The following is a 23633-nucleotide window of genomic DNA, read 5'->3' as shown; positions in this document are numbered from 1 at the left end:
TCATGCTAGCTACAAAGCCTCCGGAGCATCGCCGAAATCGCGGATAGGGAGCCGCTCGCCGCCGCGGAGCGCGGACTCGTGAGCCACGACGCCGGGGAGTGTGAAGCGCGCGGCCACCCAGGCGTTGACCGGGGGAAGGCTTCCTTTGTTCACGGCCGTGACGAAGTCGTCCACCAGGAACTGGTGGCTGCCTTCGTGCCCTGTTGGAGCTCCCTCGAATTCAACGGGGAGCCGGCCGGCGTCGTGCACCGGAGCGAGGCCGGAGATGAACGCGCCGCGAAGCTCCGGTGCGACATCCGCCAACGAGGGGTCATCGGCCGACATGCTCGGCTTGGTCTCCACCTGGTCCGAGACATCCAGGACCCCCTTTTTGTCCTGCCACAGCGTGGTGGTGGCCAACTGTTCAAAGCTTGCCTCCGTGCCGAAGAAGCGGAAGCGCGATTCACGGATGTGCGAGGGGTAACCCACGCGGCGCATCTCGTTGGTCCGCATCACGCCGCCGTCGTTCATTTCGAACAGCGCCGTGGCGTTGGAGAAGTCATTGTCGAACATGCTGACTTCCTTGTCGAAGACGCCGTCGCCGCGATCGTCCTTGACTCCGATGCAACTGACGCTCACAGCATGTCCAGGCACGGCACCCAGCACGCCACCGATGGCGTGCGTGGGGTACAGCATGGGCGGGTAGCTGGCGGTTGCCTTCCAGTTTTCGCCGCCGCTGTACTGGTAGGCCTCGTAGAAGCCCAGGTCCATGTCATGGACGTAGTCGCCTTCGGTGTAGAAGATGCGGCCGAACTTGCCGGCGGCGTGCTGCTTGCGGGCATAGACGGTGGCGGGGTTGTAGAAGCTGGTCTCTCCCATGGCATAGACCAGTTTGGTTTCACGCACGGCGTCGATGATTCCGGCGATCTGATCCTCGGAGATTGCCATCGGAACAGCCGAATAGACGTGCTTCCCGGCGCGCAGCGCCTTGATCACCAACGGCCCGTGTGTCCAGCGCTGCGTGAAGATGGCGACGGCGTCGACGTCGGAGGCCAGCAACTCGTCGAAACTGCCCATGGTGCCGTCGAGCCCGAGCTGTTCAACAGCTTTGGACGCGCGTTCAGGGAGCTCGTCCACTGCGTAGACCGCGGAAACCCCTGGGTGGAGCTTGAAGAGGTGGGCAAATTGGCCGCCAAACTGGCCAAGGCCTACTACTCCCATTGAAAACGTCATTGTTAGCCCTTCGATTCATGTGGGTAGCTTCAGAATGTCCTCGCCGCGCCGGGAGCGGCTCGACAAGTGACTCAGGCCAGTGAATCACCGGGATCTACACGAGTCAACAAAACGCAAGAAATCTAAAATAATCGAACAAAACTTCACAGATTTACTTGACCCCTTCATATCTACTCGTGTAGATTCTCATCAGTTGTAACCCACATCACAGTCAGGAAGGGTCGAAGATGACCACCCTTACCAAACCAGCGGCGCATACCGCACCGCCCCAATCGGGCAAACCAAGCAGGTTCGGCATTCGGCGTATCGGTGACCTGAAGATCGCGTTGCTCTTCATCTTTCCGGCGTTGATCGGCTTTGTAGTTTTCTTCCTGATCCCCACCATCCGGGGCATCTACCTCAGCTTCACCGAGTACAGCATCCTGGGTGATCCCACCTGGATCGGCATCAAGAACTACACGGCAATTTTCAGCGACGATCTGTTTTGGAACGCCATGGCCGTCACGGTCCAGTACGTGGCACTGAACATCGGATTCCAGACCGTCATCGCCATCGGACTCGCGTTGCTTATGCATCGCGTGGCCAAATCAACCTTCATCCGCGGCGCACTTCTGCTCCCGTTCCTTGTGGCCAACGTCATCGTTGCGCTGCTCTGGTTCTGGATGCTCGACTACCAACTAGGCATCGTCAACGAGGTCATCAGCTGGCTGGGCCTTCCCCGCGTTGCCTTCTTCGGCAGCGAACAGTGGGCCATTCCCACCATCGCCTTCGTCAACGTCTGGCGGCACATGGGGTACACCGCCCTGCTGATCTTCGCCGGGCTCCAGTCCATCCCCAACCACGTCTACGAAGTAGCCAACCTTGACGGCGCGTCCCCCACCCGGACCTTCTGGAGCATCACCATGCCGCTCCTGCGCCCCGTGCTGGTCCTGGTCCTGGTGGTCACCGTCATCGGATCCTTCCAAGTCTTCGACACCGTGGCCGTGACTACCGGCGGCGGACCGATCAATGCCTCCCGGGTGATCCAGATGTACATCTACCAGAAGGCCTTCGGCGAGTCCGACTTCGGCTACGCATCAGCCCTGTCCGTGATTCTCTTCATCATTCTCGCCCTGGTGGCCTTCATCCAGATGAAGTTCCTCAAGGGCAACGAGACGGACCTGGACTAAGGAAACCCTGCCATGAGTACCTCCACCAATTCCCGCCGTTCGCGCGAGTCCGCCACCGCCGTCGTCGGCTCCCCGCAGTCGCGCCGCACCCGCACGAAACCCTTCAACTGGCGCCGCGCAGGCGCTTGGACCCTCGTCGTCATCGCCGTCGCCGTCACGGTTGCCCCCTTCCTCTGGATGATCCGGACGGCATTGTCCAGCAACCATTCACTGGCCTCGAACGCCGGCAACCTTCTCCCTGCAGACTTCAGCTGGGGCGCCTTCCAGCGTGTCCTGGGGCTCCAAAGCCCCGAGCAAGCCATTGCCGAGGGCGGTTCCGGCGCCGCCATCAACTTCTGGCTGTACCTGCGCAACTCAATCATCTTTGCCACCATGACCACCGCAGGCCAGGTGTTCTTCAGTGCGATGGCAGCCTACGCCTTCTCCAGGCTGCGCTGGCCCGGGCGGAACAAGGTCTTCGCGATCTTCTTGGCCACGATGATGGTCCCGCCGATCTTCACGGCGTTGCCCAACTTCCTGATGATCAAGAACCTGGGCCTGCTCAACAGCTTCGCCGGTCTTGCATTGCCCTACATGTTCATGACGCCTTTTGCCATCTTCTTCCTGCGCCAGTTCTTCCTGAGCATGTCCCGCGAAGTCGAAGAGGCAGCCATGCTCGACGGCGCCAAGCACCTCCGGATCTTCTTCCAGATTGTGATCCCCAACGCCGCAGCCCCCCTCGCCACCCTGGCGCTGCTGACCTTCATCGGTCAGTGGAACGAGTACTTCTGGCCGCTCCTGGTGGGCCAGGACGAGAACGTCCGCGTCCTCACCGTGGGCCTGGGTGTCTTCAAGTCCCAGTCCCCGCAAGGGGCACCGGACTGGAGCGGGCTCATGGCCGCCACCCTGGTGGCAGCGCTGCCCGTCCTGATCCTCTTCATCGCCTTCGGCAAGAAGGTGGTCAACTCCATCGGCTTCTCCGGCATCAAGTAAGTCATCCCCGAGCACCGCCTCCGTTCTATCGCAACCCCCTGAAAGGTCCACCATGAAGAAATCCATTGGCACCGTCGCCGCTGCCGTCACCGTCGCTGTCGCGGCCGCGCTGTCACTCTCCGCTTGTGGCGGCTCCGCCCCCGCCTCCAGCGAAGCCAAGGGCGAGATCAACTACTGGCTCTGGGACGCCAACCAGCTCCCGGCTTACCAGCAGTGCGCGAGTGACTTCACCAAGGCCAACCCGAATATCACGGTCAAAATCACCCAGCGCGGCTGGGACGACTACTGGACCACCCTGACCAACGGTTTCGTGTCGGGTACCGCTCCTGACGTCTTCACCGACCACCTGTCCAAGTACCCGGAATTCGCTTCGAAGAAGCAGCTGCTGGCCCTCGACGACGCCGTAGCCAAGGACGGCGTCAAACTGGACAGCTACAACAAGGGCCTGGCCGATCTCTGGGTGGGCCAGGACGGCAAGCGCTACGGCCTCCCGAAGGACTGGGACACCATCAGCCTCTTCTACAACAAGGCCATGACCGACTCCGCCGGCATCACTGCCGAGCAGATGGCCAAGCTGGATTGGAACCCCAAAGACGGCGGCAGCTACGAAAAGACCATCGCCCACCTGACCGTAGACAAGAACGGCAAGCGCGGAGACGAAGCCGGCTTCGACAAGAACAACGTGGCCGTCTACGGACTGGGCTTGGAGTCCTCCGGTTCCGGCCAGGGCCAGACCCAGTGGAGCTTCCTCGCGGCCACCACCGGCTGGACCGCCACGGACAAAAACCCGTGGGGCACCAAGTTCAACTACGACGACCCCAAGTTCCAGGAGACCATCTCCTGGTGGGCCGGACTGGCCGACAAGGGCTACATGCCCAAACTTGAAACCACCGTCGGCGCCAGCGTGTCGGACAACTTCGGTGCAGGCAAGGCCGCAATCAACACCAGCGGCTCGTGGATGATCGGCCAGTACACCGGATACAAGGGCATCCAGACTGCCATCGCCCCCACCCCGGTCGGTCCAAGCGGTAAGCGCGCGTCCATGTTCAACGGCCTGGCCGACTCCATCTGGGCCGGCACCAAGAACCCGGCAGCAGCCACCAAGTGGGTCGAATACCTCGGCTCCTCAGCTTGCCAGGACGTCGTCGCCAACAAGGCCGTCGTGTTCCCGGCGATCAGCACGTCCTCGGACTTGGCCGCCAAGGCCTTCGCGGCCAAGGGCGTTGACGTCTCCGCCTTCACCCAGCAGGTCAAAGACGGGACCACGTTCCTCTTCCCCATCGCGGACAAGGCTGCCAAAGTTGACGGCATCATGAAGCCCGCAATGGACGCAGTACTCAGCGGCAAGAAGCCGGCCAGCTCCCTCTCCGATGCCAACAACCAGGTCAACAACCTCTTCAAGTAACACCAGTCCCGCCAAACCAGTCCGGGCGCCGCCGCTTCACTCCTTTGACGGCGGCGCCCGGACTCTCCACTCCCTCGTATTGCGACACACGACTCTCTGAAAGTGAACCAGCCCATGGACCCGCTCCACCTCCGTTCCGCCGGCACAAGCCTGGTGGTCAGTTTCGATAACGGAGAGGCCGAAGTCATCCACTGGGGTGCCGATCTCGGCAGCACCCTCCCGGACCTCGCCATCCTGGGCGAACCCATCCCGCACTCCGCCGTCGACGCAACTGTCCCGGCGGCGCTCCTCCCTCAAGGTTCCTCCGCATGGCAGGGCCGCCCGGGCCTGCGCGGCCAGCGAATCGCCGACGGCGTCCCTGGATTGGACTTTTCGCTCCGGCTCCGCGTGGCGGAAGTGCAGGCTGACGCCAGTTCCGCCGTCGCCTCTGCAGCGATTGCCTCTGCAGTGATTGTCCAGAAGGATCCCGACGCCGGAATCACCGTGACGTCCAAGCTCACGCTTCACCCCGGCGGCCTTCTCGAGCTGCGCCACACCGCCGTCAACGACGGCACGTCTCCCTTCCAGCTCGACGAACTGGCCACCGTCCTCCCGGTGGGGCCGGACGCCGTCGAACTCCTTGACCTCACCGGGCGCTGGTGCCGCGAACGGCACCCACAGCGCCGGCCCGTCCAACAAGGGACGTGGGTTCGCGCGGGACGCCACGGCCGCACCGGGCACGATTCCTCGCTGCTTTTCGCCGCAGGTACCGCCGGATTCGGCAACCGCCATGGGAAGGTGTGGGCCACCCACTTAGCGTGGAGCGGCAACCACGAACAATTCGCCGACACCGTGGCTGATGGCCGTACCATGATCGGCGGCTCTGAGCTCCTGGGCCCGGCCGAAGTAGTGCTCCAGCCTGGCGAGGGCTACACCACGCCCGCACTGTTTGCCGCCTACTCGGACCGGGGCCTGGACGGCATCAGCGAAGCCTTCTACAGCTGGTTCCGGTCCCGCCCGCATCACGTCCTTCCCGCGGCTTCCACGGGACTCCCCGCCGGCAAGCCCCGCCCGGTGGTCCTCAACACCTGGGAGGCCGTGTACTTCGACCACAAACTGGACACCCTGATCGAGCTCGCGGAGTCCGCTGCCGAGCTGGGGGTTGAGCGTTTCGTGCTCGACGACGGCTGGTTCCGCGGGCGCCGCGACGACCATGCCGGCCTGGGCGATTGGTACGTCGACGAAACCCTTTGGCCTGATGGCCTGACACCGCTCATCGAGGCTGTGAATTCCCACGGCATGGAGTTCGGGCTCTGGGTGGAACCGGAAATGATCAACCTGGATTCCGATGTTGCCCGGGCGCACCCCGACTGGATCGTGGGCCCCGCGGCCCTCTCCCACAAGGACGGCGGCCGCCTCCCCCTGGAATGGCGCCACCAGCACATCATCGACCTCGTCGACCCCGCGGCCTGGCAGTACGTCTTCGAGCGGATCGACGCCCTGCTGGCGGAAAACAACATCAACTACCTCAAATGGGACCAGAACCGGGACCTCAGCGAGCATGGCCATGCAGGCCGAGCATCAGTGCATGCGCAGACCCTGGCCGCCTACCGGCTTTTCGACGAGCTCCGAAAGGCCCACCCCGGCGTCGAAATCGAAAGCTGCTCTTCCGGTGGGGCCCGGGTGGACCTCGGCATCCTTGAGCGGACCGACCGCATCTGGGGATCGGACTGCAACGACGCCCTCGAGAGGCAGACCATCCAACGCTGGACCGGCGTCGTGGTTCCCCCGGAACTGGTGGGCGGGCACATCGGCCCCACCACCTCGCACACCACGGCCCGCACGCACGATCTCTCCTTCCGCGCCATCACTGCGATGTTCGGGCATTTCGGCATGGAATGGGATGTCCGCCAGGTGCAGGGCGCCGAACGTGAGGAACTCAAGCGCTTCATCGGCCTCTACAAGGAGCACCGCGGGCTTATCCACAGCGGGCGGATGGTCCGTGCGGACGTTCCGGACGACTCGCTGATGCTGCACGGCGTGGTGTCCGACGACGGCGGGTCCGCACTGTTCGCCGTCGTCAGCACCCGGACGTCGTTCGCCGAACAACCCGGGCGTGTCGCTGTACCGGGCCTCGACCCCGAGCGTTCCTACACGGTGCAGGCAATTTTCCCGGCCCCCGGCGACGCCGACTACGCCCGCACCTTCACCCAGGTGCAACCGCCGGCATGGCTGCCATCCGGGGCTCAGGCGAGCGGCCGCTTCCTTGCAGAGGTGGGGCTTCCCATGCCGGTCCTGAACCCTGAGCACGGGTTGCTGCTCCGCTGCACTGCGGTGTAGCTGCCGTTCGGCGTTTCTTACGCAGCCCACGGCAGCGTAAGAAACGCCGGACCGCCTCCGCACACCGATAGATTGGGGGTATGACTGAAGCTCCCACCGCCACCGAAGCCGGTCGCGGCACCATCCTCGTCCTCAACGGCCCCAACCTGAACTTGCTGGGCACGCGCGAGCCGGAAAAGTACGGCACCTCCACCTTGGCCGACGTCGAACAGCTCGCCATGGCAGCCGCCGGGGCCCACGGCTTCACAGTGGACTGCGTCCAGTCCAACCATGAGGGCGACCTCTTGGACGCCATCCACGGCGCACGCGGAACCGCCGTCGGGATCGTCATCAACGCGGGTGCGTACACGCACACTTCCGTAGCGCTGCGGGACGCCCTTGCAGCAGTGCAGCTTCCCGCCGTCGAAGTCCACATCACCAATGTGCACCAGCGCGAGGAATTCCGGCACCACTCCTACCTGTCCCCGGTGTGCTCCGCGGTGATCGTCGGCGCAGGAGTCCAGGGCTACAAGCTGGCCATCGACTACCTCGCCACCGCGGTCTAGATCCTCAGACTGAGCGGGATTCCCTGGGCGGCACGGATATGCCCGCACAGCAATGGGGACATGCTCATTCTTAGTGACCAGCGTTGGACATGTGCGCCCCACCCCTGGGGACATGCCCATTCTTAGCGGCCAGCACTGGACACATTCGCAATATGTCCAATGCTCAGATCAAGCGCAGAGCATGTCCCTAGGTGGGCAGCACCATTTTTCAAGTCCTGGCAATGGGGACATGCTCATTCTTCGTGGCCAGCGCTGGACATGTGCGCCCCACCCCTGGGGACATGCCCATTCTTAGCGGCCAGCACTGGACACATTCGCAATATGTCCAGTGCTCAGATCAAGCGCAGAGCATGTCCCTTGGTGGGCAGGGCTACTTCTTGGTGCACTGGCCTGACGACACTGCCTCGCTCAGGGATGGTGCTTGCTGGGCCACTGGCGAGAGCTCGTCCATAGTCAGCGCGTAGCCCACTGCCACATCCGAAGTGGTCTTGGCGAAGACCACGCCGGCAACCTGTCCTTCGGTCGTCAGAAGCGGACCGCCCGAATTGCCCGGCTGCACGTCTCCGGCCAGCTTGTAGACCTGTTCCGGGGACGGGTTGTTGCCGTAAATGTCCGGCACCAGCAGGGTCGAGATGCCCTCCACCGCGGCCGGCTTGGACTGGAACGGACCACCGTGAGGGTAGCCGGCGAAGGCCGCGGGTGAACCAGCCGGAAGATCGGCGCTCAACTGGAGCGCCGCCGTCGGGAGACCATCGACGGCGACCACGGCCAAGTCGCGTTGGCTGTCGAAGTAGACCACGCGGCCAGGCAACGCACCGCCGTCGGGGATTTCCACTACCGGCTGCGACACGCCAGCCACGACGTGCGCGTTGGTCACCACGCGGCCGGGGGAGACAACGAAGCCGGAGCCCGTCTGGTTTTGGCCGCACTGGTAGGCGGTGCCGGCAATCTTCAGCACGGAATGGGCCGCATTGTTGAGTGCAGGAGTGTCCGTGCTGGTGTTCGGAACGGGCACAGGAGCCACGGGGCCAATGCCCTCGATGAGCTGCGGAATGCCGTTGCCCATGACCGTGGAACGCAGTTGCGCCACGCTGGCCTTGACGGGTGTGGGCGTCATGGTGTCGATGAAACGGATCACCTTGGAATCGGCCAGCTGCTGCGAAACGAACGGCACACCCAAGGAGCCGATGCTGAACGCCAACATGGACATGACCAGTGCGGCAACAACCAAGCTGACGAAACCACCCAGCACGCGGTCAAGTGCGTGCAATGGCTGGATGCGCACGGCTTTGCGGACCCTCTGGCCGATCCAGGTACCGAGCCCGTGCCCCAGGACAATGAGCACCACGGCCGAGCCGATAATCGCAGTCAGCCTCCAGCCACTGTCCTTCACCCAGTCGCCGACGAGCGGTACCGCGATAAAGGCAGCCACCGCTCCTACGGCGAAGCCTGCGATTCCTCCGAGCGTCACGAAGAAGCCGTTGCGCAGTCCGTAGATCAGGTAGGAAAGAAGCGTCAAAATCAACGCCAGGTCCAATATGGTCAAGCCGAACACCAAAGCTCCTCACAGCCGAGTAAGCCCCAATTGTAGTTGCACAGACTGACAGCTTCCCTTCGGAAGCAAGCTGTCGCCCAGATCGCACAGCCGCCGCCCAGCAGGGCATTCCCGGCCGGTTGGGGCGCGGATTTGTGGCTCTTCCGCGTGATTTAGGGCGTTTCAGCTGCCAAGTACGTCACAGACGCGACAAAATTCTGAAACAATGGCTGAAGCGCCCCAGCCGAACTTTTACTCAGGAGATTTCATGGATATCGAGGTATTGCGCCGCGCACCCCTCTTCGCCACCCTTGACGACGACGCTTTCCGTCTGCTGACGGACGAACTCACAGAGGTGGACCTTTCACGCGGAGCCTCCGTTTTCCGCGAGGGAGATCAGGGTGACCAGCTCTACTTCATCGTGTCCGGCAAGGTTAAGCTCGGCCGCACCTCCCCGGATGGCCGTGAATCCCTCCTGGCCATCCTCGGCCCGGGCGAGCTCTTCGGCGAAATGGCACTGTTCGACCCCAGCCCGCGCACCGCAACGGCCACGGCCGTTTCCGAGACCCGCTTGGCAGGCCTGAAGAACGAAAGCCTCAACGCCCTGCTGCGCACCCGCCCCGAGGTGTCCGCACAATTGCTTCAGGCACTCGCGCGCCGCCTGCGCCGCACCAACGATTCCTTGTCCGACCTCGTGTTCTCGGACGTCCCGGGCCGTGTCGCCAAGGCCCTGCTGGACCTAGCGGACCGCTTCGGCCGACCCGCGACCGACGGCGTACTGGTGGCCCACGAACTCACGCAGGAAGAACTGGCCCAGCTGGTCGGAGCCTCCCGCGAGACGGTCAACAAGGCCCTCGCCGAGTTCGTCCAGCGCGGCTGGCTCCGCCTGGAAGCCCGCGCAGTGGTCATCCTGGACATGCAGCGCCTCCGCCAGCGCTCCCGGTAATTTCTGGCGACGCAGAAAATGCCTGGTGACACCGGAATTCTGGTGTCACCAGGCATTTTTCGTGTCGCCAGCGTCGCGTGTCGCCAGCGTCGTAGCTCAGCGCTCCCGCTGCGGCTCCCCTGAAACCGTCCGGGCCGCTTCGACTTCAAGCATGAGTGCGCCGCCCTCTTCGATGAGCCGCGGCTGGTACATGTGCGGCTTCCGCTTGTAGCTGAGGTACGCAATGCAGCCCTGGGCAGCGGCCATCTTCTCGAGGATGATCTCCGAGCCCGGCACCAGCAATTGGCCCAGTGGCAAGCCAACCGTGTTTTCCTGGCCGATTTCGTCCCCAAGCGCAGTAGTCTCGCGCTCAGCCATGAGTTTGGAAACGCACACCCAGCGCCCCCAAACACCCTTGCTTGCCAACAGCGAGGGCTGTTGGTTAACCGGAAGGGTTGCCGCGAAGTAGCGGGTGTTGAAGCGACGGTGCGCGAAGTCCGGGCTGAGCCAGTTGACGAGCGGCTTGAGCAGGTCCGTCCGCAGGGCCAAGCCACGCTTGGCCAGGACATCCGTGAACGACTTGTCCTGGGCTGCTACGGCCTCTCGGGCCTTCATCCACTCGGGGGTGGAGGTCGCCTCCACTGTGGAGGACAGGTCGGGGCCGGCCAGCAGCACGCCGGTTTCCTCGAACAGTTCGCGGATGGCGCCCACCACGTGGCGGCGCGCAAGTCCGACGTCGGCGGTCCCTAGCGTCTCGGCCCAATGCTGAGGCGAGGGGCCAAGCCAGCCGAGGGCGTCTTCGTCGCTGGGTTCCAGCGATCCGCCGGGAAACGCGACAACGCCCAGCGGCGAGGAACCGGGACGGTAACCCATCCACGTTTCCAGGCCGGTAGGCGAATCGCGGAGCAGGACAACCGATGATGCAAAACGCGCGGCGCGGGGGGCCCGTTCGCCGAGCTCAAGCCAATTCCGTGCAGCCCCTTCTAGTTCAGGGGGTAACGCAAACAGGCGTCGGGCTAGTTGTGGCAATTGAGTAAACCGGTTCCTTAGCTGAATTCAGCGATCAACTCGACCTCGACGGGAGAGTCGAGCGGAAGGACTGCAACGCCGACGGCGGAACGCGCGTGCTGCCCTTTGTCGCCGAAGACACGCCCGAGGAGCTCGGATGCACCATTGATTACACCGGGCTGGCCGGTGAAGGAGGTATCGGAGGCCACGAAGCCGACGACCTTCACGATGCGCGTGATCCGGTCGAGGTCTCCGATGACGCTCTTGACGGCAGCCAAGGCATTGACCGCACAGACGGCCGCATACATCTGCGCGTCTTCCGGAGACACCGTGGGCTCTTCCGAAAGGCCCTCTTCACCGCTGGAGACTTTGCCCGTAGCTTCGAGTTTGCCGTTAATGAAGGGCAGCTGTCCGGAGGTGTAGACGTGGTTGCCGGAGACGATGGCCGGAACATAAGCGGCCACCGGAGCTGCAACAGCCGGCAGGCTCAGTCCCAGTTCGGCAAGGCGCTGCTCGACGGCGGATGCCGGAGCTGTGGAATCCGCGCCAACGCTGGCTTCTGCGGGGGTTGTCATTGTTACTGCTTCTCCCTCTTCAAGTATGCAACAAGTCCGTTTCCATCGGGTCCGGGAACAACCTGGACGAGCTCCCAGCCGTCCTCTCCCCACTGGTCCAGAATCTGCTTTGTAGCGTGAATAATGAGCGGAATCGTCGCGTACTCCCATTTGGTCATGAAAGAAAGACTAGCCCTTGCCGGTAAAGTGGTGAACATGGTGACTCGTAGGAACCCTCTATTCGACACTGCCACCACTCTTGGAAAGATCCTCGGATTCCTCGGTGTGAGCGCTATTTGTGGTGTCCTGGTGGCGGGCTTGCTCGTCCCCGCGGCCGCCGTTTCAGGCAGTGCGGCGAGTGGATCCATTCAGTTCTTTGACACGCTGCCCGCGGAGCTTCAGGTGAACCCGCCCAGCCAGGCGACCACCATCCTGGCCGCGGATGGCAGCCAGATCGCCTCCATCTACTCTGAGAACCGCACGCGTGTCTCGCTCGACCAGATGAGTCCCTTTATCAAGGACGCGATCGTCTCGGTTGAAGACAGCCGCTTCTATGAGCACGGCGGCATCGACGCCACCGGCATCATGCGCGCCATCGTCAGCACAGCGCGCGGAAAACAGCAGGGTGCCTCCACCATCACCCAGCAGTACGTGAACAACGTCATCAACGAGTCCCTCGTTTCCCAGAACAAGGCTTCCGACGTCAAGCTCAACGGCGTCAACAAAGGCGTCGGCGACAAGCTCCGGGAAATGAAGCTGGCCATCGCGCTGGAGAAGAAGTTCTCCAAGCAGCAGATCCTTGAGGGTTACCTCAACATCGTCTTCTTCAACAAGGATGCCTACGGCATCGAGGCCGCCTCGAAGCTCTTCTTCAGCACCAGCGCGAAGGACCTCACGTTGCCGCAGGCCGCCTTGCTGGCCGGCGTCGTCAACAGCCCGTCCTACTACGATCCGGTGACGAACCCGGACCACGCGAAACAGCGTCGCGACCTTGTGCTCGGCCTCATGTTGGATCAGGGAAAGATCAAGAAGGCTGACTACGACGCCGCCATCGCGACGCCGGTGACCACCAAGGTCACGCAGCCTCGCCAAGGCTGCCCCTACTCCGCCACTGCTGCATATTTCTGCGACTACGTACTGCACCTGCTCTATAACAACCCGGCCTACGGCGCGACGCAGGACGAGCGCGTCAACCGCGTCTCACGGGGTGGCCTGACCATCCAAACCACACTGGACCCCAAGGCGCAGGCCGTGGCCCAAACCCAGGTTGACACTTCCGCCGGCGCCAATCCGGACAAATGGGGCGCTTCCTTGGTGTCAGTCCAGCCGGGCACCGGCAAGATCATCTCGATGGCCCAAAATACTGTCTGGTTGCCAGCCGACGGGAAGTTCCAGGCCGAGCAGAACTTCAACGTAGACAAGCTGGATTCCAACGGCAATGACCTCAACGGACTGGGCGGATTCCAGCCCGGTTCCACCATGAAGCCCTTCACTTTTGCCGAATGGTTGAACGAGGGCAAGTCGATGAATACTGTGCTGGATGGTACCGTCCGGCGGTATCCCCAGAATTTCCCGTGGAAGAATACTTGCCCGACTCCAACGGTCGGCTGGTATGACAGCACCAATGGCACTCATGACCTCCAGAACGCCGAGGGTGGATATTACAAACCCATGACAGTGGTGGATGGTTTGGCCAACTCCATCAACACCATGACATTTGCCACGGCTGCAAGGGTTGACCTGTGTGGCATCCAGAAGATCGTCGATGCCGTTGGCATCCACGGCGGCCTCCCGGACGCCAGCAATCCCAACCCGAAGGTTCCCATGACAACCTTGGGCAACCTGATTGGTTCCACCCAGACCGCGCCACTGACCATGGCCAGCGCCTTCGCCACCTTTGCCAACAATGGCACGTACTGCGAGCCGATCGCCATCACCTCGGTCACCGACCAGACGGGCGCCAAGCTGCCAGCCCAGTCCACGAGCTGCAGGAGCGCAGTCACCCCTGAGGTCGCTCACGGCGTTGCTTACGCGATGCAACAGGTTCTGAACGTCGGTTCCGGCTCGCTGATCCAGCCTCGAATCTCCACCAAGACAAACTTCCCCATCGCGGGCAAGACCGGAACCAACGACTCCAATGGTTCCACCTGGGTTGCCGGATACACTTCCGGCCTTGCAACGGCCACGTGGTTCGGCGATCCGTTGGGCAGCCAGAGCCGAGCGGGTCAGAATGTCACCATCAATGGCAAGTTCTACCAGGGCATTGACGGTTACATGATCGCTGGTCCGCAGTTCTCCAACTACATGCTCCAGGTTGCTCCCACTTATGGAACCAACCCGTTCCCGGCCCCGCCGTCGAACCTGCTCGATCCTCCGGGGTACAAGCCTTCGACGCCGAGCACCACGACTCCGGGCAACACTTCTCCGAGCACCCAGCCGAGCAGCAACGGGAACGGCAATGGCAACGGAAACAAGAATGGCTAACGGCTCCAAGCCCGTCATTGAATCGCTGGCAAGCCGCGTCCGAAGCATCGGACGCGGCTTTGCCGTCGCCACAGCGGCGGGCGCAACCGCCGGCGTTGCGGGCTTTGCTTATGGCCTCTGGGAAAAGAACCAGTTCGTGCTCCGGGAAGAGACCGTTCCAATCCTCCCCGAAGGCTCGGCTCCCCTCCGGGTGCTGCACATAAGCGACATCCATTTCGTACCAAGCCAACGCAAGAAGGCCGAATGGCTGCGTTCGCTCGCGACGCTTGAACCAGACCTCGTGGTGAACACGGGTGACAATCTCAGCCACCCCCACGCCGTCGTTCCGCTGCTGGACGCATTGCGGCCACTGTTGAAGTTCCCGGGCGTCTTCGTCCCGGGCTCCAACGACTACTACGCCCCGCGGTTCAAGAACCCAGCAGCGTATTTGCGCGGCCCGTCGCGCGTCAAGAACAAACAGGTCGAGCTTGATTGGCCGCGGCTGCGTTCCGGTTTCGGGATGTCCGGCTGGATCGACCTCACCAACAGGCACCAGTCCCTGCCCATCAACGGAATCCGCTTCGATTTCTCCGGAGTAGACGACCCCCATCTGAATCGGGAGCGATACGCTGGCTGGCCACGCGGCACCGCCGGACAGGACTCCCGCCCGCACCTGCGCGTCGCCGTCATCCACGCCCCCTACCAACGGGTCCTGGACCATTTCACGAACGACTCCGCAGACCTCATCCTCGCCGGACACACCCACGGCGGCCAGATCTGCATCCCCGGCTACGGCGCCCTGGTTGCCAATTGCGATCTCCCCACATGGCGCGCCAAGGGCCTGCATGACTGGGAAAACAACGGACGCACGACGCCGGTCAACGTCTCGGGCGGCATCGGTACCTCACGCTTCGCTCCGGTCCGGATCGCGTGCAAGCCGGAAGCGGTGCTGCTGACGCTGACGGCCCGCCAATAGCCAGCGCCACCACTGAGCATGTCCATCCTGCAACACCAAGGATGGACATAGCCACCCAGCCCCACTGAGCATGCGCATCCCTACGTACCATGGATGGACATAACAGCAATATGTCCATCCATGGCTACCAAGGCTGGGCATGTCCCGGGGGAAGGGGCAGTTCCGAATACCTCGTATCACGCAACGCAATGGTGCTGTGAATCCTGTTACGCGATGGCATAGGGTAGTTGCTACAGGAAACTACCTCCGTGCATCGCGCCGGGCAGGCGCGGAACGCCGGGACAAAGCTGTTGAGAAGCGGGCATGGCCAAACAGACTTCATTCTTTACCTCCGTCAAACGTCTCTATCCGCACGTTAAACCGATCCTCCCGCGGCTTTTCATGGGGCTGCTCAGCGCTTTGCTGGCCAGCATCATGGCGCTTGCCGTCCCGCAGGTGCTGCGGATTTTGATCAACGGCTCCCTCCACCCTGGCGGCCCCAGCAACGCCGTCTGGATTGCCGCCGTCGTGGTTCTGGGACTCGGCATCGCAGAAGCCGGGCTTGTGGCGCTGCGGCGCCAGTTCGTCATCAATCCCGCAACCACAGTGGAATCAAGGATGCGGGTGTCCCTCTACGGGCATCTCCAGGACCTCACTGTTTCCTTCCACGACCGTTGGGGTTCAGGGCAGCTCCTGTCCCGCGCGATGACGGACTTGAACTTCCTGCGGCGTTGGATGGCGTTCGGCGCGATCATGCTGGTGGTGACCACCTTGACAGTGGTGATCGGCGTCGTGGTGATGTTCGCTATGAGCTGGCAGCTCGCTTTGATCTTCCTGGCCGCCGCGGTGCCCATCATGGTCTATTCCTTCCGCTTCCGCCGCCGCTTCAGCCTGGTGACCCGGCTCAGCCAGGACCAGGCCGGCGACCTCGCCACCACAGTGGAGGAGTCCGTTCACGGCATCCGCGTGCTCAAGGCTTTCGGTCGCAGCCGCGAAGCGCTGGAGAACTTCAACGAGCAGGCCGAGGAGCTGAGGCAGACCGAGATCGCCAAGGCCAAGCACCAAGCCACCTTCACACTGGTGGTAACGCTGCTGCCCGAGCTGGCGCTCGGCGTCGGGCTCGTGGCCGGCGTCCTGCTCGTCTCCACGGGCCAACTCAGCATCGGTTCCCTCGTTGCGTTCTTCGGCACCGCAGCGGTTGTGGCGGCACCGGTGGAATTCTCGGGGACCCTCCTGGCCATGGCATTGACCGCCAAGACCGCCCTCGACCGCCACTTCGAGGTCATGGACACACCCAACACCATCACCAGTCCCGCGAACCCCCAAACACCCAAGGAACTGCGCGGGGCCTTGAGCTTCAAAGGTGCTGCTTTCGGTTTCGACGACGGCGCCCGGCTCCTGCACGACATCACCTTGGACATCAGGCCCGGCGAAACCATGGCACTCGTGGGCATTACCGGCAGCGGAAAGAGCGCCTTGCTCCAGCTGGTCCCCCGGCTCTATGACGTGACCGAAGGATCCGTGACCATCGACGGCGTGGATGTCCGCGACTTCAGCGTCGAGCAGCTGAGGACCGTCGTAGCGGTCGCCTTCGAGGACACCACCCTGTTTTCCAGCTCGGTCCGGGACAACGTGCTGCTCGGCGCGCCCGACACGTCCGAGGAAGCCCTCGAAGAAGCGCTCGACGTCGCGCAGGCGCACTTCGCGTATTCGTTGCCCGACGGCGTCGAGACCCTCATCGGCGAAGAAGGCCTGAGTCTTTCCGGCGGGCAGCGGCAGCGGATCGCCCTCGCCCGGGCCATCGCAGCCAAGCCCAAGGTCCTCGTGCTGGATGATCCGCTGTCGGCCCTGGATGTGAATACGGAGGAACTCGTCGAAGCCGGGCTCCGCGAAGTCCTCCGGGACACCACCACGCTCATCGTCGCGCACAGGCCTTCGACCGTGGCCCTGGCCGACCGGGTGGCGCTGCTCGAAAACGGAACCATCACCGCCGTCGGGACCCACACGGAACTGTTGGCCAACAACGCGCACTACCGCTACGTGATCGCAAGCCTCGACTCCGGTCCGAAGGACCTCGACCTCGAACTCGACGAGCTAGAACACGAACTGGATTCGGAACAGCACATGGACCAAGCCGGGGAGAGTCGCCGATGAGCACGTTCGGAACCGCCAATGAAGACAACGCCCACCTGAGCCGCAGCGACAGCAAAGCAGTACGACGGCGGTCGGTCGCCTTGCTGGGATCGCTCATCCGCCCGGTGCGGTTGCGGTTTTGGCTGACGCTGGGCATGGTGGTGCTCTCGCAGGCCACCCGCGTGGCCGGGCCCGCGATCATCGCTTTTGGTATCGACCACGCACTGCCCTCGCTGCTTGCCGGGAACAACATGCCGGTGGTTCAGGCCGGCGTCCTGTACCTGACCGCGGCCGTCGCAACGGCGATTTTGACGGCACTCTACGTCACTTCCACGGCGAAGCTGAGCCAATCCATGCTCCTTGACTTGCGGCTGCGGGTCTTCCGGCACACCCAAAGGCTCAGCTTGGAGTTCCACGAGAAGTACACCTCGGGCCGGATCATCGCGCGCCAGACTTCGGATCTTGAGGCGCTGCGTGAACTCCTCGATTCGGGCGTCAGCTCGCTGGCTTCCGGGATCCTGTTCATGCTTTTCACGGCATTTACCGTGTTTGCCCTCGACTGGCGCAGCGGGCTCCTCATGCTCGCCACGGGCGTGCCCGCGTACTTCCTGGCCCGCTGGTACCAGAAGCACTCGCAGATCGCCTTCCGCGAATCACGGGTGGTGTCCGCGAGGCTGATTGTGCACTTCGTGGAGACCATGACCGGCATCCGGGCCATCAAGGCCTTCCGCAAGGAGCCGGAGAACGCCCAGCGCTATGCCGAACTCTCCGAGGACTACCGCAAAGTCACGGTCCGCTCCATCAACCTCAACGGCGTCTTCCAACCGGGCTTGGTCCTCATCGGTAACGTGTGCGTGGCAGTGGTCCTGCTGTTCGGAGGCTTCCGGGTGCTCTCCGGAGACCTGGCGGTGGGCGTGCTCCTGGCATTGATCCTTTCAACGAAACGCTTCTTCCAGCCCGTGGACCAGATGGCCATGTTCTACAACTCCTTCCAGAGCGCCCAGGCCGCGCTGGAGAAGGTGTCCGGACTGCTCGAAGAAGTCCCCACCGTCCGGCCTCCCAAGAACCCCGTGCCCCTGCCCCATGCCCGCGGCGAAATCGACTTCCGTGGCGTGGAGTTCGGTTACGGCAACGGCAAGGTGGTGGTCCCCAAGCTGGACCTTCACATCCCCGCCGGACAGACCATAGCGCTCGTCGGACAGACCGGTGCCGGCAAATCGACCTTCGCCAAGCTCATCGCCCGCTTCTACGACGTCACCGAAGGATCCTTGACCCTCGACGGCGTCGACCTCCGGGAGCTCTCGACGGCGGACCTGCGCCGCGCCGTCGTGATGGTCACCCAGGAAGCGTTCCTCTTCAGCGGTTCCGTGGCGGACAACATCGCCTTGGGGCGGCCTGAGGCTACACGTGCGGACATTGAAGAAGCTGCCCGGGCAGTAGGGGCACATGACTTCATCTCCGCCTTGCCTGACGGCTACGACACCGACGTTAACAAGCGCGGTGGCCGGGTCTCCGCCGGGCAACGGCAGTTGATCGGCTTTGCCCGGGCATTCATTGCGGCCCCGGCAGTACTCATCCTGGATGAGGCGACATCTTCGCTCGATATCCCCTCCGAACGGCTGGTGCAGGCCGGCCTCGGCAGCCTGCTGTCCGGAACGGACTCCGAGCGCACCGCGATCATCATCGCCCACCGGCTCTCTACCGTGGAGACCGCAGACCGGGTGCTGGTGGTGCACGAGGGACGCATCGTGGAAGACGGCACGCCGGCCGAACTCATCGGCGGAGGAGGACGCTTCGCCCGCTTACACGGCGCTTGGAAGGACTCGCTGGTCTGAGGCAGTTGTTCCCTAGCGGGGCTTCCTTCGATTTCGCATCCGGGGAGGGATCGGCTATTCTTGAACAGTTGCTTTCGCAGCGGATCGGGATGTAGCGCAGCTTGGTAGCGCGCTTCGTTCGGGACGAAGAGGTCGCAGGTTCAAATCCTGTCATCCCGACCAAATTGGTAGAAGACCTTCCACTCGGAAGGTCTTCTACTTTATTTAACGAGCTTTTCGAGGGGCCGGGAAAACCGGAAAAACATTCCCATGACCGGTTTTCCTCACCCGCCCAGTGTTTAGAGACAAGTGTTGTTAACAACCCCGGCACAATGACTTGGGGGTATATCACGGACCACGCGGATCGTCGCGCAAAGAAATCCCCGGTGTGTCGATTTCAGACAACCGGGGACTTCTTCACTTCATTTGAATTATCCAGCGGCTGCCGGGATCTCCGGGAGCCGCCGTCGAGCCTCACTTACACGGGATCGGGCCAGTTACCGATAGCCTGCGAGACCGTCATGGGATCAGGCCAGTTACCAATCATCGGCCTCACCACCATGGGATCAGGCCAGTTGCCGATAGCCTGCGAGACCCTCATCGGGTCAGGCCAGTTACCAATGCTGAGCACCGTGCTGACGGTGTCTGCCACAGGGGCTGCCGAAACCACGGCTGGCGCCGCGGCGGAGAATGCAAGAGCGCCGGCCAAGGCCACTGCTGCAGCAATCTTCTTCAACATAATTTTTCCTCAATGCGAGTCGGATTCGTTACGGAAATTTCGCGGTCCCTGTTGACATTCATTGTAAAATGTTTTCCACAGCGACTGTCAAGCTTTAGATGTAAAGACAGCGCAAAGACCAGCCTCTAGGAGGAACCTGTGGGGAACGGATTCGGAGAAAAGCTCCGTGCCGAACGGCTCGAACGCGGGCTGACCCAGGCTGAATTGGGCAGGGACCTTTACTCGCCCAGCTACATTTCACTTCTTGAAACCGGCCGGCGGGAGCCCACGGCCGAAGTCATCGAAGAACTCGCCCGCCGTCTGGAACTGGCACCAAAAGCCTTGGAAGCCTGGAGCCAGCCCGTATCCGTCAGTGACGCCGAATACGTGCTTGCCGGGCTGTACGCGAGGCAAGCTTGGGACCTCAGGGACTACCCGCTTGCCGCAAGCCACGCATCAACCGCCGCCCAAATCGCGCTCGAGGCAAAGAACACCAGCGCCTGGTGGAACATGACCTACATGCAGGCCGAATGCCTCATGAAGCAGGGGCAGTTGAAGGAATGCCAGCAGATCATCCAGCATCTCCTGGAACATCCCATGGCCACGGAATCCGCGGGCCTGGGAGTCCGTGCCCGGCAGATGCTTGCCGCTGTCTGCCACGGACAAGGGCAGCTGGCCACCGCCGTCGAGCACGCCAAGGAGGCCGTGAGGCTTTCCGAGCAGCTGCCCAAGGGCTCAACGTTGATCATCGGGGCGCACCGGGCGCTGATCGGGGCACTGGCGGAGAGCGGCAGGTTGGACGAGGCCTGGACATATTGCCAGGCCATGAACAACCAGATGGACGACCATTCGATGTCGCAACTCGCAGGCGAAGTGGCCTGGGTGGTGGGAAACGTGGCCTTCATGCGCCACGACTATGTGGAAGGCATCAAGCATCACGAGCGCGCCGCGAAGCTGCTCTCCCCCGCCAATGACATTGAGCTGTGGGCCCGCTTTAACAAGGCATCGGCGGCTGTCCGGCTCTCCTCGGGAATCGTGGAGCCGGAGACGCTCTCGGCCATCGAACGCGCTGAACTCGCCCTGTCGATTGTGGGCGGAAACAAGACGGACCAGCTGGAAGTTGCCTTTATCCGCGCCCGCTGGCTCTACCTGACGGGCGACATCCCGGCCGCCATCACCAAGCTGCGCGAAATCCACTCGGACCGCGATGTCCTCGCCCGGCACACTGCGGGCGAGGTTGCGTTCCTCCTCGGCAAGGCACTCAAGGCGGCCGGTGAAAACACGGACGCACTGGTCCACCTTGAAGAAGCCCAGCGCGATTTCACCGCCGCGGGCGCAGCCGACCGCGTCCAGCAGGCCATGGACTCCGTACTGGAGATCCGGCTGGCGGAACGTCGGGCGGCGTCTGGCCATGGCGAGAACGCGAAGTCTTCCCGCGCGAGCTAGTGACGAGTTAGACGAAAGTCCGGCCGGTCAGCTTCTCGTAGGCTTCCACGTAGCGGGTGCGCGTCTTCTCCACGACGTCGGCCGGCAGCGCGGGCGGCGGGGTGTCACTCGAGCGGTCCCAGCCCGACTCCGCGGAGGTCAGCCAGTCACGCACAAACTGCTTGTCGAACGATGGCTGCGCCTTGCCCGGCTCGTAGGTGGACGCGTCCCAGAAACGTGAGGAATCCGGAGTCAGGACCTCATCGCCCAGGGTAATGACACCTGTGTTGACATCGATGCCGAACTCAACCTTCGTGTCGGCCAGGATGATGCCGCGGCCACGGGCGATCTCTTCCGCGCGGGTGTAGATCTTCAACGTGAGTTCGCTCAGGCGTGCGGCGATATCGTCGCCCACCATCGCGACGACGTCGTCGTAGGTGATGTTCTCGTCGTGCTCGCCGACTTCAGCCTTGGCAGAAGGCGTGAAGATGGCGTGCCCGAGACGCGAGCCGTCAACCAGGCCTTCGGGCAAGGGGATGTCGCAGACGGTGCCCGATTGGCGGTACTCGGCCAGGCCGGAACCCGTGAGATACCCGCGGGCGATGCATTCCACGGGGAACATCTCCAGCCGTTTGCAGATCATCGCGCGGCCCTCAACTTCTGCGGGCACACCCTCGGCGACCGTGGACGCCAGGACGTGGTGCTCCACGCCAAGCTGCTCGAACCACCACAGGCTCAATTGAGTAAGGACCCGGCCCTTGTCCGGGATCTCGCTGCTCAAGACGTGGTCGTAGGCGCTGATGCGGTCGCTTGCCACTACCAGGACACGGTCCTGGCCGGATTCGGCCCCGCTGAGATCATCTGCCGGGACGTAGAGGTCGCGGACTTTGCCCGAGTAGAAGTGCTTCCACCCCGGGAGGTCGAGGGTTTCGGTCTGCAGGCCGTTTGCGTTGTTTTCAGGCATGGTTCAGGCCTTCACATTCGGGATGGAGCCGGTGGCCGGGGAGACCACGTGGATCTCGCCGCGGGCTGCCTTGCCGGCGATATCGGTACGGAACTGTCCGCCGTCGAGCTGGACCAGCTCCACGCCGTCGTAAGCCCGCTCGCGGGCCTCCACGAGGTCGGTGCCCAGCGCGACAACCGCCAGCACGCGGCCGCCGGCGGAAACAAGCCGGCCTTCTTCGTCCAGCTTGGTGCCGGCGTGGATGACGTGGACGCCTTCCAGCGCGTCAACCTTGTTCAGGCCGCGGATGCGGTCCCCCGTGCGGGGAGTGTCCGGGTAGTTTTCGGCGGCAACGACGACGGCGACGGCCGACTCCTTCGACCAGCGCAGCTCTTCAGCCTGGTCCAGTTCGCCCTTGGCGGCTGCCAGCATGAGTGCGCCGAGCGGGGTCTTGAGCCGGGCCAGGACCGCCTGGGTTTCGGGATCGCCGAAGCGGACGTTGAATTCGATGACGCGCGTGCCGCGGGAAGTCAGGGCCAGGCCGCAGTAGAGGACGCCGACGAACGGAGTTCCACGGCTGGCCATCTCGTCCACGGTCGGCTGGGCCACGCGGTCGATGACTTCCTGCACCAGGCCTTCAGGCGCCCACTCGAGCGGGGTGTAGGCGCCCATGCCACCGGTATTGGGGCCTTCGTCATTGTCGAAAATCCGCTTGAAGTCCTGTGCCGGCGACAGCGGCACCGTGGTGCGGCCGTCGCACAGGACGAACAGGGAGACCTCGGGTCCGTCCAGGAACTCCTCGATCACCACGGTTCCGCCAGCGTCGAAACAAGCCTGAGCGTGGGCGAGTGCTTCCTCGCGGTCATTGGTGACCACGACGCCCTTGCCGGCGGCCAGTCCGTCATCCTTGACGACATGCGGAGCGCCGAAAGCGTCCAGTGCGTCAGCTGCCTCTGCAGCGTTTGTTGCCACGCGGGCCATGGCGGTGGGCACGCCGGCCTCGGCCATGACTTCCTTGGCGAACGCTTTGGAGGCTTCGAGCTGCGCCGCGGCCTTGCTCGGGCCAAACACCGGAATGCCGGTTTCGCGGACAGCGTCGGATACGCCCGCCGCGAGTGGGGCTTCAGGGCCGACCACAACCAGGTCAACCGCCAACTTTGTCGCAAGCGCAGCGACGGCGCCGGGGTTGTTCCCGTCGATCGCGTACGTGGGGACCAGCTTGGCGATGCCCGCGTTTCCCGGAGCCGCATGGACCTCGGAAACGTTGGGATCCTTGAGCAAGGAGCGGACAATTGCGTGTTCGCGGCCCCCGGGGCCAATGACGAGTACCTTCACAGTCTTCAAGGGTACTTTGTGCGGGGGCAGGCTCCTAAGCTGTCTCCACCATTGGACATGCCCACCCACACCCCGGGACCAAGAGGGAGCATGCCCACCCTTCGTTACGAGCGATGGACATAACAGTGATATGCCCATTCCTGACAGCCAAGAGGGAGCATGTCCAACCCAGACCGCAGGACCAAGACGGAGCATGCCCACACC

General features: G+C 63.2%; 19 protein-coding genes and 1 tRNA gene. 12 read left to right on the top strand and 8 right to left on the bottom strand.

Going from position 1 to position 23633, the window contains the following annotated elements; genetic code table 11:
- Positions 1-9 precede the first annotated feature (9 nt).
- On the bottom strand, positions 10-1212 hold the full coding sequence (locus ABH924_RS19120; RefSeq protein ID WP_404501366.1) for a Gfo/Idh/MocA family protein: 1203 nt from the start codon (positions 1210-1212) through the stop codon (positions 10-12).
- A 227-nt stretch (positions 1213-1439) separates the two neighbouring features.
- Between ABH924_RS19120 and ABH924_RS19115 the strand changes: the two genes are divergently transcribed.
- The 5 genes from ABH924_RS19115 to aroQ all read left to right on the top strand — a co-directional run bounded on the left by ABH924_RS19115 (position 1440) and on the right by aroQ (position 7622).
- On the top strand, positions 1440-2381 hold the full coding sequence (locus ABH924_RS19115; protein WP_404501364.1) for a carbohydrate ABC transporter permease: 942 nt from the start codon (positions 1440-1442) through the stop codon (positions 2379-2381).
- A 12-nt stretch (positions 2382-2393) separates the two neighbouring features.
- Positions 2394-3353, top strand: a complete 960-nt coding sequence (locus ABH924_RS19110) for a carbohydrate ABC transporter permease (RefSeq protein WP_234748692.1) — start codon at positions 2394-2396, stop codon at positions 3351-3353.
- Between the two features lie 52 nt (positions 3354-3405).
- A complete protein-coding gene (locus tag ABH924_RS19105) occupies positions 3406-4758 on the top strand; it encodes an ABC transporter substrate-binding protein (RefSeq protein WP_404501362.1) in 1353 nt (450 codons plus the stop codon).
- Positions 4759-4872: 114 nt separating this feature from the next.
- Positions 4873-7077, top strand: a complete 2205-nt coding sequence (locus ABH924_RS19100) for an alpha-galactosidase (protein ID WP_404501378.1) — start codon at positions 4873-4875, stop codon at positions 7075-7077.
- Between the two features lie 80 nt (positions 7078-7157).
- Positions 7158-7622 carry a type II 3-dehydroquinate dehydratase gene (gene aroQ / locus ABH924_RS19095; protein ID WP_234748689.1) on the top strand — a complete coding sequence of 155 codons (465 nt, stop codon included), beginning with the start codon at positions 7158-7160 and terminating at the stop codon, positions 7620-7622.
- 370 nt (positions 7623-7992) lie between these two features.
- On the opposite strand, the gene ABH924_RS19090 is transcribed toward aroQ, so the two are convergent.
- Positions 7993-9177, bottom strand: coding sequence for a MarP family serine protease (locus tag ABH924_RS19090; protein ID WP_404501359.1), 1185 nt, complete (start codon positions 9175-9177; stop codon positions 7993-7995).
- Positions 9178-9424: 247 nt separating this feature from the next.
- Between ABH924_RS19090 and ABH924_RS19085 the strand changes: the two genes are divergently transcribed.
- Positions 9425-10102 (top strand): Crp/Fnr family transcriptional regulator, encoded by a 678-nt coding sequence (locus ABH924_RS19085; protein ID WP_011775987.1) that lies wholly within the window; start codon positions 9425-9427, stop codon positions 10100-10102.
- Between the two features lie 96 nt (positions 10103-10198).
- On the opposite strand, the gene ABH924_RS19080 is transcribed toward ABH924_RS19085, so the two are convergent.
- Genes ABH924_RS19080 through ABH924_RS19070 form a run of 3 tightly spaced genes read right to left on the bottom strand, consistent with a single transcriptional unit; the run spans position 10199 to position 11822 of the window.
- Complete coding sequence (locus ABH924_RS19080) at positions 10199-11110, bottom strand: NUDIX hydrolase (protein WP_404501356.1); 912 nt, start codon at positions 11108-11110, stop codon at positions 10199-10201.
- A gap of 17 nt (positions 11111-11127) precedes the next feature.
- Positions 11128-11664, bottom strand: coding sequence for a RidA family protein (locus ABH924_RS19075; protein WP_404501354.1), 537 nt, complete (start codon positions 11662-11664; stop codon positions 11128-11130).
- 2 nt (positions 11665-11666) lie between these two features.
- Positions 11667-11822 carry a DUF4177 domain-containing protein gene (locus ABH924_RS19070; protein WP_009359196.1) on the bottom strand — a complete coding sequence of 52 codons (156 nt, stop codon included), beginning with the start codon at positions 11820-11822 and terminating at the stop codon, positions 11667-11669.
- Between ABH924_RS19070 and ABH924_RS19065 the strand changes: the two genes are divergently transcribed.
- From ABH924_RS19065 to ABH924_RS19045, 5 genes are all read left to right on the top strand, one after another.
- Positions 11821-14127 carry a transglycosylase domain-containing protein gene (locus ABH924_RS19065; RefSeq protein WP_404501352.1) on the top strand — a complete coding sequence of 769 codons (2307 nt, stop codon included), beginning with the start codon at positions 11821-11823 and terminating at the stop codon, positions 14125-14127. The genes ABH924_RS19070 and ABH924_RS19065 overlap by 2 nt on opposite strands.
- The gene (locus ABH924_RS19060; RefSeq protein WP_234748681.1) at positions 14120-15082 is read left to right on the top strand and encodes a metallophosphoesterase; all 963 of its coding nucleotides are present in this window, start codon (positions 14120-14122) and stop codon (positions 15080-15082) included. Before ABH924_RS19065 ends, ABH924_RS19060 begins: the two co-directional genes overlap by 8 nt.
- Positions 15083-15385: 303 nt before the next feature.
- Complete coding sequence (locus tag ABH924_RS19055) at positions 15386-17215, top strand: ABC transporter ATP-binding protein (protein WP_404501349.1); 1830 nt, start codon at positions 15386-15388, stop codon at positions 17213-17215.
- The gene (locus ABH924_RS19050) at positions 17212-19029 is read left to right on the top strand and encodes an ABC transporter ATP-binding protein (protein WP_404501347.1); all 1818 of its coding nucleotides are present in this window, start codon (positions 17212-17214) and stop codon (positions 19027-19029) included. The genes ABH924_RS19055 and ABH924_RS19050 overlap by 4 nt, the downstream gene beginning before the upstream one ends.
- Before the next feature lie 85 nt (positions 19030-19114).
- Positions 19115-19191: transfer RNA gene (locus tag ABH924_RS19045), tRNA-Pro, on the top strand.
- Positions 19192-19486: 295 nt separating this feature from the next.
- On the opposite strand, the gene ABH924_RS19040 is transcribed toward ABH924_RS19045, so the two are convergent.
- Positions 19487-19747: a hypothetical protein gene (locus tag ABH924_RS19040; RefSeq protein WP_404501345.1), complete on the bottom strand. Its 261-nt coding sequence runs from the start codon at positions 19745-19747 to the stop codon at positions 19487-19489.
- A 138-nt stretch (positions 19748-19885) separates the two neighbouring features.
- Between ABH924_RS19040 and ABH924_RS19035 the strand changes: the two genes are divergently transcribed.
- A complete protein-coding gene (locus tag ABH924_RS19035; RefSeq protein ID WP_234748675.1) occupies positions 19886-21172 on the top strand; it encodes a helix-turn-helix domain-containing protein in 1287 nt (428 codons plus the stop codon).
- 7 nt (positions 21173-21179) lie between these two features.
- Here ABH924_RS19035 and ABH924_RS19030 read toward each other — a convergent pair whose 3' ends face one another.
- Both ABH924_RS19030 and purD read right to left on the bottom strand, forming a co-directional pair.
- On the bottom strand, positions 21180-22115 hold the full coding sequence (locus ABH924_RS19030; protein WP_234748674.1) for a phosphoribosylaminoimidazolesuccinocarboxamide synthase: 936 nt from the start codon (positions 22113-22115) through the stop codon (positions 21180-21182).
- 3 nt (positions 22116-22118) lie between these two features.
- Complete coding sequence (gene purD, locus ABH924_RS19025) at positions 22119-23429, bottom strand: phosphoribosylamine--glycine ligase (protein WP_404501376.1); 1311 nt, start codon at positions 23427-23429, stop codon at positions 22119-22121.
- Between the last annotated feature and the right edge of the window lie 204 nt (positions 23430-23633).

The sequence above is a fragment of the Arthrobacter sp. GAS37 genome (genome assembly GCF_044908325.1).
Lineage (GTDB): Bacteria > Actinomycetota > Actinomycetes > Actinomycetales > Micrococcaceae > Arthrobacter > Arthrobacter ramosus.
This window is presented reverse-complemented; position numbering and strand designations above follow the sequence as displayed.